The sequence below is a fragment of the Adlercreutzia sp. ZJ176 genome, from assembly GCF_011038975.1.
Lineage (GTDB): Bacteria > Actinomycetota > Coriobacteriia > Coriobacteriales > Eggerthellaceae > CAAEEV01.
Genome location: NZ_JAAKEC010000017.1, coordinates 49,152 through 64,030, shown reverse-complemented (window position 1 = coordinate 64,030; position 14,879 = coordinate 49,152). Strand labels below are relative to the sequence as shown.

Sequence of the window (14,879 nt, the reverse complement as noted above, 5' to 3'; positions counted from 1 at the left end):
CGGAACCATGGAGCGGGGGATCACCCGATCCCATTCCGAACTCGGAAGTTAAGCCCCGCGTCGCCGAGAGTACTGCAGCGCCAGGCTGCGGGAGGCCAGGGAGTTCCGCTCATGAGGGGTGCTTTCTTTTTTGCGGGGGCCCTGCGGGGCCCCCTCTTGCTTCTACGGTGCTGTTTTGCGAAACGCGCTTCGCAAAACAGCCCGGGGGAAAGAGCAGGGGCCCGCGCGTGTTTCACGTGAAACATTTTGGGGTGGTTTCGAATGCTGGTATAGGGCGAGTTTTGAGGACCCCATTCTTTGTCGGTGATCCATCAATGCTATGCCGCGTGATAAAGCCCCAGGGGGAGGCTCTATCACATCTTCCTGGGGCTTTCGCTAGGTGTTTGCTCTATGCTGCATCGGCTTGGGGTGCGGTGTTGCTTGGAGACGACGCCTCTGCTCCTGGCGCTTCCACTGCTCCATCATCGCTTCCGTATGCAGGAGCATCCGCTGCGGTGTCGTCACCTGCGCCAACGTCTGCGCCACTATCAGCAGGGGGCTCGTAGTAACTTGGCGGGTTGCTGTACCCGGGGTCGTACCCGTATCCGTATCCAGAATCGTTTTCGCTGCTGGTGCTGGCGCTAGTGCTGGAGCTTGAGCTTTCTTCGGGGGCAGGCGCGCCGGAAGAAACCACGGTGCTGGGATCCTCTCCGGCTTCCACAATAGCCATCATCTCCTTGGTGGCCTTGGCATCGTTGATGACGTATGAGATCCCGTCGATCGTCTGAGTCCAGGAGGGAACCATGCCCGAGTAGATCGTGAGGCCGCCATCGCTCTTGAACTGCTGGGCAAGCGTGATGATATCGGAAACGGACAGGTTGGTGGTGACGCAGTCGGATGCCTTCTCGATGATGCCGGGCAAGCTCGTGACGGGCGCGGAGAGCACCTTGTCCACGATGGCCTCGATGAGTTTGCGCTGGTTGGCCGTGCGCGTGAAGTCGCCGTCAGCATATGCGCGGCAGCGGGCGAACACGAGAGCCTCCTCGCCATCGAGATGCTGGAGACCCTCTTGGATGACGATATGCCTCCCTGATTCAGGGCGATCAGCGTCGGGGTCGTCGATGAGCTCCTCGACCTCAACGTCGACGCCGCCGACGGCGTTGACGAGATCAACCAGCTTGCCGAAGTTCACCTCGGCGTAATACGATATGTCGACGCCAAGCAGCTTCTTGGTCTCGGATATGACGCCCGCCGTCCCCTCGAAGTTGTAGATGGCGTTGAACTTGTTCGTGCCGTATCCGTCGAGCTCGACCTTCGTGTCGCGGGGGATAGACACCATGGTGACCTGGTCGTTCGAGGGGTCAACGCGCACGAGGATGTTGGTGTCGGAACGTGCGCCCATCTCATCGTTGTTTTCGCGCATGTCGGATCCGATGAGCATCATGTAGAACGGCTCGTCAAGGGCGCTTGCGGGTCGCAGGACGTCATCGATGGCGGCGATCTCGTCGGAGGTCTTCGTGCCCTGCTTGAGCTTGGAGTTCACCGAGTCCAGGTAGATGGCGAATGCAGAAGCCCCGCCGAGTGCGATGACCAACACGGCTGCGAGGATGCAGAGAGCGATCTTCTTGCCGCGCCCCGAGCGCCGTTGGACGGCATGCGAATACCCAGGATTCTCGCGGGAGTACTGAGCGCCAGTAGCGCCACCATACTTCATGGGATTCGCAACAGGTTTGGAGTTGGTTTTAGACCCCAAGCTAGCTGAGGTGTGAAAATGATCTGGCTGGCTGCTTGATGTGCTGCGTCGTACCACGAGAGCTCCTGCTTCGATTCCGAGGTAGTTTTAGGCAGAGGCGGGTGCGTTCGTGTTGTGCGTCCTCATTAAACAACCATTCTAGCACTACTTTAATATCTGCTAATGAAGTGTGGGTGCAAGTGGCGCTAATTCAATTAGAGTACAATAACATGTTAGTTTGAGAAAACGACTGCGTTCGGCAAGGAGCTCTATGGACATTCGCACGGCGGGGAGGATGGGCATCCTTCTTTTTGCTGACGTGGCTTCCACTTACATTGCCTATTGGCTCGCATCCCTTCTGACGAACGTGTACGACGAGGTGTTCGTCAACACGGAGATATTCTTCATCCTGGGCATCCTTGCGCTGATCAACGTGGGTGTCTTGGCGGGCTTTCGCCTGTACAACAACCTCTGGGAGTATGCTGGCATCGACGAGCTCCTCCAGATCGTGCTGTCGATGTTCGTGTCCACGCTCCTCGGCGCGGTGTTTCTGTGGCTTGCGGACGTGCGCCTTCCCATCAGGGTGTTTGTGGGCTCGGGCATTTTGCTGGTGCTCTTCGTCGGCGGCGTGCGCATGCTGTGGCGCATCGTCAAGAGCAAGAAGCGCCAGCTGCGGCGTGCGTCGGGGGAGAGCCCCCGCACGCTCATCGTGGGCGCGGGCGAGACCGGCGCGCTGACGATCGGCCGCATGCTCTCGAAGGATCCGAACATGCCGGGCGTGCCGGTGGCTGCCACCGACGACGACCCGCTGAAGAAGAACAAGCGCATCCACGGCGTCAAGGTCGTCGGGACGACCGACGACATTCCCGAGCTGGTAAAGCGGTATGACGTGGGCCAGATTGTGGTGGCCATTCCCTCCGCTTCGGCTGCCGAGCGCAAGAAGATCTACTCCATCTGCACGTCTACCGAGTGCACGCTGCGCACGCTTCCCAACATCCGCGACATCGACATCGAGGACTTGGGCGTGGTGGCGTTTCGCGACGTCGACGTGACGGACCTCCTCGGGCGCGACGAGATCGTGCTCGACACGCGCACGGCGGCGACGTACGTCACGGGCAACACGATGCTGGTGACGGGCGGCGGCGGCTCCATCGGAAGCGAGCTCTGCCGTCAGCTGGCGAAGGTCGGCCCTGCGCGCGTCGTGGTGTTTGACATCTATGAGAACGACGCGTACATGCTGCGCAACGAGCTGCTCGCCGAGCACCCCGGGCTTGACGTGGCGGTCGAGATCGGCAGCGTGTGCGATGAGGCGCGCGTCGAGGAGGTGTTTGCCCGCTACGCGCCGTCGGCGGTGTTCCATGCGGCAGCGCACAAGCACGTGCCGCTCATGGAGGCATGCCCGCGCGAGGCGATCAGCAACAACGTGTTCGGCACGCTGAACGTGGTACGCGCGGCCGATGAGCACGGGGTGGCGCGCTTCATCTTCATCTCAACCGATAAGGCGGTGAACCCCACGAGCGTCATGGGCGCCACCAAGCGCATGGGTGAGATGATCATGCAGTACTATGCGCGCACGTCGAAGACGGTGTTCACGGCGGTGCGCTTCGGCAACGTGCTCGGCTCGAACGGCAGCGTGATCCCCCTGTTCAAGCGGCAGATCGCGCAGGGCGGCCCGGTGACGGTGACGCACCCCGACATCGAGCGGTACTTCATGACCATCCCCGAGGCGACGCGCCTGGTCATCCAGGCGGGTGGCATGGCACGCGGCGGCGAGATCTTCATCCTTGACATGGGCGAGCCGGTGAAGATCCTCGACTTGGCGCGCAACCTGATCCGCCTGTCGGGCCTGAAGCTCGGCGAGGACATCGAGATCGAGTTCACGGGCTTGCGCGACGGCGAGAAGATGTACGAGGAGCTGCTGATGGACGAGGAGAACACGCTCCCCACGGGCAGCTCGTCCATCATGGTGTCGGTCGGCCAGGGGATCAGCTACGACGAGGTGGCTGCCAAGCTCGAGGAGCTGAGGGCCGTCATCGCAGCCACGGACGAGGAAGCCATTCGCGTGCTGGAAAGCGCCGTGCCGACGTACCATTTCACGCGCGGGTAATGAAAAACATGAGATTGCGGAGTTGACTTGAAAGCCTCTATCATTGTTCCCGTTTACAACGTAGAGAGATACTTGAGACAGTGTCTTGACAGCCTGCTTCATCAGACGCTTCAGGACTTTGAGGTGATATGCGTTGATGATGGGTCGACCGACGGCTCGCTGCCCATTCTTCGCGAATACGAGAAGCGCGATTCTCGCTTCAAGGTGATTACGAAGTCAAATGCGGGGTACGGGCATTCGCTCAACGTTGGCTTTGCTGCCGCGACGGGCGATTACGTGGGCGTGCTCGAGTCGGACGACTTCTGCGACGTTACCATGCTCGAAAGCATGGTCGGATGCGCCGAGGCAAGCGACGTCGACATCGTGCGGGCTGACGTGAAGTACTACTGGTCGATTCCCTGCGACAAAACAGAGGAAATCCATTTCAACGATCAGGCGATCTGCGGATTCGTCCTCGATCCCCGCGAGCACGTCGAGTGCTTCCATCTTCCGTCTGCTCTATGGGCTACCTTGGTGCGACGATCGGTGATTACGGACAATGAGCTTAAGCTGCAGGAAACTCCAGGTGCGGCATACCAGGATACCGCTTTCTCTTTTATGCTGTGGGCGTGTGCTCAGACGGCATATCTCATGAGGGAATCCTTCGTGTACTATCGTCAGGACAACGAGTCTTCTTCCATCAATCAGAAGGACAAGATCTACAGCGTACCGGCTGAGTATGATTATCTGGAGCGCTTCTTGAAGGGCGACCTGAATCGCTTCGCCTCTCTTCTCCCTGTTATGGCTGCGAGAAAATTCGGTGGATGCTGCTTTTGGAATTACAACCGCATTGACCCTGCCTATCACGAGGAATACGCGAAGAAGATGGCTGTCGACTTTCTGCGTCACGACGAGGAGGGCATCCTCGATTCCTTTCACTACACCTATGAGCAGTGGAGCGACCTTCGTCTTCTCATGAAAAACCCGCGCGAATTCGTGAGCTTGAGAGATTGCTGGTCGCCTCGTCACGTGCGCCTCTACCGAGACATGCAGAGGGTTAAGCGCAAGATAGGCGTATGTCGGTGACCTCAGCCCCTACGAAGCGGCTTTTGTCTCATGCCAAGGCATTTCACAATGAAGGAGGCATCAAGTCTTTAGCCGAGGCGCCTCAAAGAATCGCTCGCAGTCTCCTGTATGCGCCCGAGAGCGCCGCATGAGCGCTGTAGAGCAGCTCAGCTCTTCTCGCCGATTTTCCAGATGCCAGATCGAGGAACAGCTCGTAGCGATAGCGCGCTTCTCCTGACGATATTCCTTTGAGGTCGCTGTGTGAGAAGTGCTGTGCATAGGCAGATGCAAACTTGGCGGAGAAGGCCAGCCGCTCTTCTGAGTTAAGCTCAGAGAAGTCGCTGAAGATGAAGGATATGCAGTCGAGGAACTGCGGCTTGCAATCTGCCAGATAGCCGCGTTGATCCCATTCGTTCGAGATGTATCTGAAGACGTCTATGTGCTTGAGGAGCTGGGGGAGCTTGTTCTTGAACTCCTCGGTGACGGCTGATCCTTCGCGATTGAATCGGTAGTGATAGAAGCGGTTCGACATAAAGACGACCCGCTGTGCTAGGGGGAAGATGAGGAATTGCAGCGAGGTGTCTTCGCCCAAGATGAGGCTCTCGTTGAACTCCAAGTCGTTTTGCTCCAGGAGGCTGCGGCGATACACCTTGTTCGAGGCGGAGGGTATGCAGCCGCGCTCCTCGAAGATCATGAAGCGACCGTCGCCTTCTCGCACGACGTCGCGCGGGCCGAACACCTCGGTCACCCACTGCGTCTCTGGGAAGGCCCTCCCCCCATACACGACGATGTCCGCCTCGTGGGCGAGGATCTTCTCAACCATCTTCTCCGCAGCATCGAGGTCGAGGTAGTCGTCTCCGTCGACGAATCCGATGTAGTCGCCGGTAGCCTGCCTCATGCCTTCGTTTCGGGCGCGCGACACGCCCTTATTTGTTTGGGAGATGACCTTCACCCGGCTATCGCGCTGCTCCCATTTTCGCAGCACGTCGAGGGAGTTGTCGGAAGAGCCGTCATCTACGCAGATGATCTCCAGGTTCGAATAGGTTTGCCCGCAAAGCGACTCCAGACATTCGTCGAGGTAGCGATCGATGTTGTATGCCGGAACGACAAACGATAGTTTTGGATGTTGCATAGCCGCGCTCCTTCAAGGTGATTCGCCTGCGCTCGGATCTGGTAGACAGTCTGGTATTTCATTATTCCATATGAGAGGCTATTTGTATTTGAATAGCACAAAAGGGAGCTTTGACGGTGGATGTCGTTGGCTTAAGAAGAAAAAGTGTTCCGTTGTGAGCGACGGGTGTTTTGCTCGCCTGTCTTGCTTTGACGAGCTTGATGCTTCTGTCGGGCTGCAAGAGCAGCTCGAGTGGGCCTTCCGAGAAGAGGAACGGCTCAGAGTTGGTTGTCTTGGACCATGCTCGGACGAACGATGTGCGCCACATTGCCGTGATGGGTGATGGCGAGTGGGAAAGTTGCTCACCAGGCCGACCCGACCTTTTGATGCTGGCTCCGCAGAAGCAAGACGAAGGACCTGCTTCGTTGGCCTATGCCTCCGAAGGAAGGCGGAAGGAGGAGTGCTCGATGATCGGCTTGATGCCGTAGATTTTGAGCAGGTGGATCGTCTCGCTTGCGAGAAACTTGACTCTTGCCAAGCGGAAGAGGCGGGGCGCAGGCCTTCCCATCACCTTGAAGAAGAGGCGTTTCTTGCGCATGTTTATCCTCGGGCACTCCACGACGATCGACTCGTCCATCATCTCGAAAACTTCGCGCGTTTTCGACTGGACGAGGGGATTGCCCCAGCCGTCATCGTAGATGGCTCCAGCGACGTAATCGAACCCTCTGACGTGGTGGGCCTCGAGTACGCCTCGATCGTCGATGCCTAGTTCGTCAAGTATGCGCATCATGTCAATCCATCGGTCGAACGGCCTCGCGATGGCCTCATCGCTCTGATGGTTGAGGGTCGATCCAGGAAGGTCGAATCGATAGTGGTAGTACGGGGCGTCGAGATAGAGGATGCTGCTTGCCTGACAGAGCGATTCGATGAGGAAGGGGTTGTCAGCCCATCCTGCGCCTGGGTAGGGAATGAACCGGATGCTCTTCTCGTCAAGGAAATCCTTGCGATAGAGCGCTGACCATATCGAGGGGTGCGTTTCCAGGAGGACGGGGCTGTCCTTGATCGTGAAGGGCTTAGTCGACGTCTCCATTCGCCTGTATATGGTGCAAGGCCGTTCCGCCTGGGTTTTCGGGTTGTCCCAGAAGCGGACTTCGATCCAAGGCGTCTTCACCACATCGACTTCTTCCTTGAATCGACCAGCTAAGCTGAGCATGTCCTCGTACATGGCGGGGTCGATCCAGTCATCGGGTTCGATGATGGAGATCCACTTTCCGCGCGCCCTCTCGATGCCGAGGTTACAGCTGGCGCCATAGCCCTCGTTGCGTTTGCTGATGACGGTAAAGCGCTTGTCATTGCTCGCGAACCGCTCGGCAATGCTTCGCGACGAATCGGTGCTGCCGTCGTTGATGCAGAGAACTTCCAGCGACTTGTGAGTTTGCGAAGCGATGCTCGAGAGACACTGCTCGAGATACTTCTCAACGTTGTAGATGGGCACGATGACGGTGACGAGGGTGCTTGGATCGCTGTGCATAGAGGTGCTCTTCTCCTTGCCGATGAACGGTTCAACGTAACAGTTTAGCGCAAGGGGACGCCGGATCGCATCCCGTTGAGCCCGGGTGTTCCTTCGCGAGGACCTGCAAGCCCCTAGTTCTTTGAGCTCTCCTCCACATACACGCCCTCCTGGCCCAGCACGGTGGAGAACGTCTTGAAGAACACTTTGACGTCGAGGGGGAAGCTCAGGTGATCGACGTAGTAGATGTCGAGGGCGAGGCGGCTGTGCCAGGGGAGCGAGTTGCGGCCGTAGACGGCGGCGTAGCCGGTGACGCCGGGCTTCACGGTGAGCTTGCGGTGCTCCTCGCCCTGGTAGAGCTCGGTCTCGCGGCGCAGGTCAGGGCGAGGGCCCACCACGCTCATGTCACCCCTCAGCACGTTGAGGAACTGCGGCATCTCGTCGAGGCTCGTCTTGCGCATGAAGGCGCCCACGCGCGTCATGCGCGGGTCGTCCTCGCCGTTGTACGTCGACCCGTCGGGCATGAGCAGGTCAGGCGCGTTCACGCGCATGGAGCGCAGCTTGTACATCGTGAAGTCGCGTCCGTCCTTGCCCACGCGCGGCGCGTTGTAGAACACGGGGCCGCCGTCCTCGAAGCGGATGAGCGGCGCGAGCACGGTGATGATGAGCAGCACGAAGGGCAGCGCGACCACGCTGACCACGATGTCGCACAGGCGTTTTCCGAAGCGCTGGTACATCTAGCGAACGCCTTCGGCTTCCAGGCCCGTGTAGGCGCGCTTGAACGTGTCGAGCACGAAGGCCACGTCGTCGTCGGTGAGCAGCGTGTGCAGCGGCAAGGTCACCTCGTTCTCGTATTGGGCGAGGGCGCAGGGGAAGTCGGCGATGTCGAACCCCAGCTTCTGGTAGGCCGTGAGCAGCGGCAGCGGCTTGTAGTGCACGTTCGCCGCCACGCCGGCAGCGGCCATGCGCTCGATGAGCTGGTTGCGGAAGTCGATGCTCTTGCCCGCAAGGCGCGTGAGCATGAGGTGACCGCTTGACTTGAAGCTGCCGCCCGACACCTCGCTCGTGTGCGCGAAGGTCTCCACGTCGAGCTCGGCGAGGCCATCCTCGTACTGCCTGATGATCTCGTGGCGCCGCGCCATGAGCGCGGGGTAGCGCCTGAGCTGGGTGAGCCCGAGCGCTGCCTGCAGGTCGGTCATGTTGCACTTGTAGCCGGGGAACGCGACGTCGTACTCCCAGGCGCCCGCGCGGTCCTTCGCCAGCGCGTCCTTGCTCTGGCCGTGCAGGGAGAGCAGCATGAGCTTGTGGTAGAGCTCGTCGGAGTCAGCCGCGCCCTCGCGCCAGGCGAGCGCGCCGCCCTCCGCAGTGGTGAGGTTCTTCACGGCGTGGAACGAGAATGCGGTGAAGTCGGCGACGGAGCCCGACGGGCGGCCGTGGTAGGCGGCGCCGAGCGAGTGCGCGCCGTCCGCGATGATGACGGGGCGCGTGAAGCGCTCCTGCGCGGCGTTCGCCGGCCTCCAGCGGCTCGAGGCGCTCTCGAGGGCTGCGGTCAGCCGGTCGTAGTCGGCCATGCGGCCGGCGATGTCGACGGGGATGATCGCGCGCGTGCGCTCGGTGATGAGGCTCGGGAGCCGGTCGTAGTCCATCTCGAAGGAGCCGGGCGCCGTGTCGCAAAGGACGGGTGTGGCACCGACATGGCAGATGCACGAGCACGAGGCCGTGTAGGTGTAAGAGCTCGTGATGACCTCGTCGCCAGGGCCGATGCCCAGGGCGTGCAGGGCGCACTCGAGCGCTGCCGTGGCCGAGGAGAAGGTGGCCACGCCTGCTGCGCCGGTGAACACGGCGAGGTCGCGCTCGAACTGCTTGGTGCGCGGGCCGGTGGTGATCCAGCCGCTGCGCAGCGCCTCGACGACTTCGCTGATGTCCTCCTCGGTGATGTCAGGCGGGGAGAACGCTATGTGACGCGATACGGCTTCAGCCATGAGGGTCCTTCGTCGTTGGTTGCCTTGGCGGGTCGAGCTTGCTGCGCGCGACAGCGGCGGCACGCGATAACGCGTGCGCGATGCCGGCGGCCCGCGATGCAGCGCATGCGATGCATCGCGGCAAAAGCCGAACCCAAATCAGATATTTTCCTCCGAAGCGAGTTTACATGCAGCAGACTAGAGCAAACTGCGTATCAAATCCACGATCTTGAGGTATACCCTGGGCTAAGCCTCCTTGGTGCTGACGTACTCAATCGGCGGATTGAACCTCATGCCTTCCAAGCTGCTTGCAAGAATGATCTTGATTTTCATCAGGCGGTCGCCTTTGGAGAGGACAAGCACCTTGCCTATGTGGAGCAATGCCCTCGTCGCCAGGTACGCATAGCCTTTCAAACCTTCTTTACGGTACACGTACACGTCGTTTCGGTAGAGCCGCCGATAGTTGTCCAGCCTGTCTGGGGACACGGTGGCTATAGCACCGGCTCCGTTCGATTTCGAGGCGTGGGTCACGACGCTTTCTCCCACCACATAGCAAGGATACTTGAGTGAAAGCCTCCGCGTGAACTCCCAGTCATCTGACCAGATGAAGAACTCCTTGATGGGCAGCCCCTCCTTGAGCACCATGGCGGCGGGTACGAGCAAGCTTACGAACGTCGCATAGGTGCATGGTTGCAGGGGGAGGGAAAAGTCAGTGATGTCATGTGCCCAAGGATGCTGCTGGATGTTCGCGCGGCAGATGGAGCCGTCTGTCCAGCGCGTCACGCTGGACAGAAAGCCGAAATCGCCACCGACTGCCTCAATGGCCCACAGGAGGCCCCTCAGGGAGTCGGCGTGTGTCATGCAATCGTCATCCATGACCCATAGGTAGTCGTAGCCGTCGAGCACGGCTTGTTTCATCCCGTAGTTGAAGCCGCCGGCTCCGCCCAGGTTTGCGCCTGTGTTGAAGTAGCGAACAGCTCGTTCTTCAATGAGGAAGCTCAGGGCTTCCGCTGTTCCGTCGGTGCTCGCATTGTCGCATATCAAAATGTCGAGTGAGCAGTCATCGCCATAAGCGCCGAGATCTTGCTTGCGCAGGTGCTCCACGCACTCCAAGAGGAGGTCCTTGCGGTTGTAGGTGACTACGACGGCGGCAATGCGCTTTTTTCGGGCCTCATGTGCGTTCGTCATCACTTGCTTCCTTCGTGTGCTCTTTTTCCAAGGGGCGTGCAAGGCCACTCAAGGCTCCCGACAAGCTGCCAAGTCCATAGGATAGGTGAATGCCGAAAAACACCAAGGGCAGGGCGAGCATGGTGGGGTTTGCCTTGCCTGACTGAACGGCGGTGCGTATCGAGAGGGCTGCGCACAGAGTGGCGTAGATCGCGCCGCATATTGCGAACGGGGCCCAGCTTGTCAGCGCTCCCGCAAGAGCAAGGGCTATTACGCCAAGTGCAAACACGAGCGGAATCAGGTGGAACGGGGATATGCAGCCTGGCTGTACGAACAGCGTGCGGCCTATCCAGTAGCCGTTCCCGTACTTCTGCTTCAGCATCTTAGGGAGGGATGACCTCATGAACTGGACTGACGAGATGGCGGGATCGAATCGTATCCGGTAGCCGGCTTTCCTTGCCCGATAGTGGTAGTCGTTGTCCTCGGTGCGCAGCAAGACTTCATTGAACAAGCCTATGCGTTCTATCGCTTCGCGACGATAGGCGCCGTGAAAGACGGAGTCCACGTAGCGCGCTTCGCCTTCGCGACGGTATGACGCTGCGCTGCTGCCGAAAGCGGCCTCCTCGGCCGCGTGCAGCGTTTCTCGCCACGGCGTCTTCAACGCTTGGGGTACTTCCGTGGCGCGATGACCGCCGCATATCGATTCGCCGGCATTGAGCACGCGCACGCTTTGGGAAACGAAATCAGGGGCGATGGAGGCATGGGCGTCGACGCGAATCACCGCATCGCTCGTCATTTCTCGCAGCACCATGTTCCAGCCGGCAGGCTGCGTTTTCTTGGGGTTGTCGAACACGCAAACGCGCGAGAACCCGCTCTGCTTCGCGGCGAACTCGCGCATGATCTCCTTGGTGGAATCCGAAGACCCCCCGTCGACCAGGATGACCTCCATGGACCCGTGGTCGAAGTCCTGCGAGATGATGTCATCGAGCAGGCTGGGCAGGTAGGCCTCCTCGTCCAGAGCCACTACCCCGAGAGCAACGGATCGCACGGGGAGCAGGGGATCTCTCGTCGGCTGGGACGTCGTTTCGGGCGAGGTCATGGTCGGACTCCCGCTCTCTCTGCCAAGCGGTAGCGAGCCAAGGCGATTGCGTTGCCTGCGCCAAGGGCCTTAAGCTTTCGGAGCATCGCAAGGCATCTGCGAAGCCGGTACGATGTTGTGCTGATCTTGGACAGGGAAATGCCCGCGGCAGCTGCGAATGCTTTCTTGTAATCGGGGGCTATCTCGACATCAGCGAACACGACATCAGGCTCCATTCGCTGGAGCATGGCGCTTGCAGCTCGCGCCACGTCCTCGTCATCGAGTCCTATTGCGTTTGCCACGTCGTTCATGTAGGCGAAGCCGCGTTTGTAGTGGGCGGCCAAAACCCCTCGGTCGGTTATGCCGAGGGAGTCGAGCCGATCTGCCATTTCCTGCCAACGGTCAAAAGGCAGCAGCTTGTTTCTCTTGATGAACTGTTCATAGTTCTCGGTCGAGTCTTCCCGGTAGCGATAGGATGCCTTGTCGGTATACAGGATGCGCTCTGCTTGGCATATGGTGTCGATCAAGAAGCGATTATCCGCCCAGCCGGCTCCCGGATACTCGGGGAACACGATGTCCTTCTCCTCTAAGAAGGACCGTCTGTACAGGGCTGACCAAATGGAGGGATGCTCTTCAAGAAGCCACGGCTGCTCTTCGATGCGGAAGGGCTGTGATGCCACCTTCCGACCTTTGAAGTTGCACGAGAGGCTGAGCTGCTGCCGAGGTCCGGTGGAGATCACCCGCCAGAAGGGTGCTTTGACTATGTCGGCATCGGGCCCGTGTTGAGTGGCAAAAGCCAGCGCGCTTTCAAATGAGTCGGCATCGAGCCAGTCGTCGGGCTCCAAGATGGCCACCCACTCGCCCGTTGATGCGCGAAGTCCGTGGTTGCATGCTGCCCCGTAACCTTGATTTGCTTGGTCTATCAGCTGGAACCGCGAGTCAGCTTCGACGAAGCGCTTGATTGTCTCAAGCGAGCCGTCGGTTGACCCGTCGTTCACGCAGATGACTTGCAGATTGGTGTAGGTTTGCACACGAACGCTCTCCAGCGCTTGTTCAAGGTAGGGCAGCGCGTTGTAGACGGGGATGATGACCGATACGGTCTGCAACGGCGGACCCCCTTCCTTGGATGAAGCATTGCACTGCGGCGAGCGATGACTTATGCGACAAGCATACATTATATACGCGTTTGGTGACGAGAAAGAGCGAGTCTCTCAGTTAGCTTAGGCGCAAGGCCGGAAAGCCCGATTGTCTGCATTCTTCAAAGCGCAGCTTATGCAGCGGTGGGACAATGATGGCGGGATGATCACGGCTCAATTGTCAGTATTCGACGGGCTGTCTTCGGTCTGAGACAGGGCTTTGCCAAGCAAGCTCTTGTCAAGATCGCTGAATCGCGTATGGTCGCCCAAGAAGGTAAGCTGTCTGATATCGTTTTGTTTAAGGCCGATATATTCGATGGCCTGCGCGACGCTGTCGAGGTTTTGGGGGTCCTCGAGAATGGTAAGAGAGTTCTTTTTTCCAGCATATGCTCCAATGGAAAAGGCATCGGCGGGATCCCAGGTTGTGCAGACGATATACTCAAGTGCGGTCGGACTGCTCTCGTCGAAGAAGGTCTCCTCGACGATTTCGTTGATCATCCTGTTCGCGTGATAGCAGTCTCGTCCCGCGATTCTTTTCCAAGTCGTTTTATCGACGAGGTCGTTGAGGTATTCATCGGAAAAGTGGCAGTCGCCACCAAGTGCGAGTATGTGGTTGAGATTATTGCTTGCGATAATCTTTTCAACTGGTTCGGTTGCGCGTCCGTTCTCTTTGATGAAGAAAGTAGGCATGCGCTTTGTCCACGAAAGGGGAGAAAATGATACGAGGTCACCACTGCAGCCGTCATAGGTGAGCAGCGCGGTTTTGCCCCATCCGGAACCCTGACCTTTTCCGAATTCATAAACGTTGGCTGAAAGCTCGTCCCATGATTCTCCCTCGATGCGCTCAATTTGCGAGTGCTTGAACAAGACGGCAAGCGAGTCCTCTACTTTCTGAGATACGAGGGCCGTGCTTCCGAGAATGACGATCCTTGACGGTGCATAGCGTTTTAGCCATTGGGAAATTGTGTCAGGGAGGACTTCGGCTTTGGTTGGCAATATGGGCGCATCGAGTATACCTGAGAGGCCAGTTGCCATCAGACAGGGGGAAGCATGCTCTCCAGGGACAATAAGGGCTACACCTCCAGGCTCGTAACCCGCCTTCTCCATGAGATTGGCAGCCGTTCCGTATCGGTCTTCTCCCGCAATAGTTTTCAAGACTCCTTCGGGTATGGGCGTTTTAGCGTTAAGCATGTCAAAAACTTGCCGCTCGCTTTTCTCGCTGCCGATGTGGCCGCCGAGGACTCGATAGATACGGCAAACGTCTCGGGCGTCCCCCATCATGCGTGTATGGCCCTTTTCGATCCAGATGGCCTTGTTGCACAGGCGCTCTATCTGATCGTTGCTGTGGGAGACGATCAGCACGGTGACCTCGTGCTCCTTGATGAGCTTGGTGATACGACGTTCGCACTTTTGCTGGAACATGAAGTCGCCTACGGAAAGAACTTCGTCGACGATGAGTATGTCAGGTATGATGACGGTTGCGATGGCGAAAGCGATGCGTGCCACCATGCCCGAAGAGTAATTCTTCATGGGCATGTCAAGGAACTCTTTTACCTCGGCGAACTCGACTATTTCGTCGAAGCTCTCGTCGATGAACTTCTTTGAGTATCCTAGCAATGCGCCGTTGAGATAGATGTTCTCACGTGCTGTGAGCTCGAGGTCGAACCCTGCGCCGAGCTCGATGAGCGGTGCAATACTCCCGTTGATTTCTATGGATCCTTCGCTTGGATCAAGCACTCCTGCGATTATCTTGAGCAACGTGGATTTACCCGACCCGTTGGTCCCGAGGATGCCGAAAACATCACCTTTCCTTACCTCGAAAGACACGTCATTGAGAGCTCTGAACTCTTTGAATCTAAGCTCGTGTCGCGCTAATGCGATGGCGTATTCCTTGAGGCTGTTCAGCTGCTCGCTGGCCATGTTGAAGATCATGGACACATGGTCTACCTTGATCATGTTTTCAGCGGTTGAGTGTTCGTCAAAAGAAGGGTCTTCAAGATTTTGAAGAGGGGTGGTGTTCACGTTTTCGGGCATCGCTACCTTCTTACTATAGG

General features: G+C 58.6%; 11 protein-coding genes and 1 rRNA gene. 3 read left to right on the top strand and 9 right to left on the bottom strand.

All coding sequences use genetic code 11. From position 1 onward, the window contains the following. Positions 1 to 112: ribosomal RNA gene (rrf, locus tag G7Y50_RS09770) — 5S ribosomal RNA — on the top strand; the annotation flags it as partial. A 276-nt stretch (positions 113 to 388) separates the two neighbouring features. On the opposite strand, the gene G7Y50_RS09765 is transcribed toward rrf, so the two are convergent. Beyond that, positions 389 to 1,693: an LCP family protein gene (locus G7Y50_RS09765; RefSeq protein ID WP_165054787.1), complete on the bottom strand. Its 1,305-nt coding sequence runs from the start codon at positions 1,691 to 1,693 to the stop codon at positions 389 to 391. Positions 1,694 to 1,982: 289 nt separating this feature from the next. Here G7Y50_RS09765 and G7Y50_RS09760 point away from each other — a divergent pair, with 289 nt between their 5' ends. Next, positions 1,983 to 3,818 carry a nucleoside-diphosphate sugar epimerase/dehydratase gene (locus G7Y50_RS09760; protein ID WP_165054783.1) on the top strand — a complete coding sequence of 612 codons (1,836 nt, stop codon included), beginning with the start codon at positions 1,983 to 1,985 and terminating at the stop codon, positions 3,816 to 3,818. Between the two features lie 27 nt (positions 3,819 to 3,845). Then, complete coding sequence (locus G7Y50_RS09755; protein WP_165057046.1) at positions 3,846 to 4,883, top strand: glycosyltransferase; 1,038 nt, start codon at positions 3,846 to 3,848, stop codon at positions 4,881 to 4,883. Positions 4,884 to 4,965: 82 nt separating this feature from the next. Here the strand turns inward: G7Y50_RS09755 and G7Y50_RS09750 are convergent, their stop codons facing one another. The 8 genes from G7Y50_RS09750 to G7Y50_RS09715 form a co-directional block, all read right to left on the bottom strand. Further along, a complete protein-coding gene (locus G7Y50_RS09750; protein WP_165054775.1) occupies positions 4,966 to 5,994 on the bottom strand; it encodes a glycosyltransferase family 2 protein in 1,029 nt (342 codons plus the stop codon). Between the two features lie 409 nt (positions 5,995 to 6,403). Beyond that, complete coding sequence (locus tag G7Y50_RS09745; RefSeq protein WP_165054772.1) at positions 6,404 to 7,504, bottom strand: glycosyltransferase; 1,101 nt, start codon at positions 7,502 to 7,504, stop codon at positions 6,404 to 6,406. A 113-nt stretch (positions 7,505 to 7,617) separates the two neighbouring features. After that, complete coding sequence (locus G7Y50_RS09740) at positions 7,618 to 8,220, bottom strand: sugar transferase (RefSeq protein WP_165054769.1); 603 nt, start codon at positions 8,218 to 8,220, stop codon at positions 7,618 to 7,620. Beyond that, positions 8,221 to 9,465, bottom strand: coding sequence for a DegT/DnrJ/EryC1/StrS aminotransferase family protein (locus G7Y50_RS09735; RefSeq protein ID WP_165054766.1), 1,245 nt, complete (start codon positions 9,463 to 9,465; stop codon positions 8,221 to 8,223). 225 nt (positions 9,466 to 9,690) lie between these two features. Then, entirely contained in the window at positions 9,691 to 10,632 is a 942-nt protein-coding gene (locus G7Y50_RS09730; RefSeq protein ID WP_165054763.1) for a glycosyltransferase, read from the bottom strand. After that, positions 10,616 to 11,710, bottom strand: a complete 1,095-nt coding sequence (locus G7Y50_RS09725) for a glycosyltransferase family 2 protein (RefSeq protein WP_165054760.1) — start codon at positions 11,708 to 11,710, stop codon at positions 10,616 to 10,618. Before G7Y50_RS09725 ends, G7Y50_RS09730 begins: the two co-directional genes overlap by 17 nt. Then, complete coding sequence (locus G7Y50_RS09720) at positions 11,707 to 12,795, bottom strand: glycosyltransferase family 2 protein (RefSeq protein ID WP_165054757.1); 1,089 nt, start codon at positions 12,793 to 12,795, stop codon at positions 11,707 to 11,709. The genes G7Y50_RS09725 and G7Y50_RS09720 overlap by 4 nt, the downstream gene beginning before the upstream one ends. Positions 12,796 to 12,999: 204 nt before the next feature. Beyond that, positions 13,000 to 14,859 (bottom strand): ATP-binding cassette domain-containing protein, encoded by a 1,860-nt coding sequence (locus G7Y50_RS09715; RefSeq protein ID WP_165054754.1) that lies wholly within the window; start codon positions 14,857 to 14,859, stop codon positions 13,000 to 13,002. Between the last annotated feature and the right edge of the window lie 20 nt (positions 14,860 to 14,879).

Coding starts and splice junctions, on each gene's coding strand:
- G7Y50_RS09715 (WP_165054754.1), bottom strand. CDS start 14,859: ATGCCCGAAAACGTGAACACCACCCCTCTTCAAAATCTTGAAGACCCT.
- G7Y50_RS09760 (WP_165054783.1), top strand. CDS start 1,983: ATGGACATTCGCACGGCGGGGAGGATGGGCATCCTTCTTTTTGCTGAC.
- G7Y50_RS09765 (WP_165054787.1), bottom strand. CDS start 1,693: ATGAAGTATGGTGGCGCTACTGGCGCTCAGTACTCCCGCGAGAATCCT.
- G7Y50_RS09730 (WP_165054763.1), bottom strand. CDS start 10,632: ATGACGAACGCACATGAGGCCCGAAAAAAGCGCATTGCCGCCGTCGTA.
- G7Y50_RS09745 (WP_165054772.1), bottom strand. CDS start 7,504: ATGCACAGCGATCCAAGCACCCTCGTCACCGTCATCGTGCCCATCTAC.
- G7Y50_RS09725 (WP_165054760.1), bottom strand. CDS start 11,710: ATGACCTCGCCCGAAACGACGTCCCAGCCGACGAGAGATCCCCTGCTC.
- G7Y50_RS09735 (WP_165054766.1), bottom strand. CDS start 9,465: ATGGCTGAAGCCGTATCGCGTCACATAGCGTTCTCCCCGCCTGACATC.
- G7Y50_RS09750 (WP_165054775.1), bottom strand. CDS start 5,994: ATGCAACATCCAAAACTATCGTTTGTCGTTCCGGCATACAACATCGAT.
- G7Y50_RS09740 (WP_165054769.1), bottom strand. CDS start 8,220: ATGTACCAGCGCTTCGGAAAACGCCTGTGCGACATCGTGGTCAGCGTG.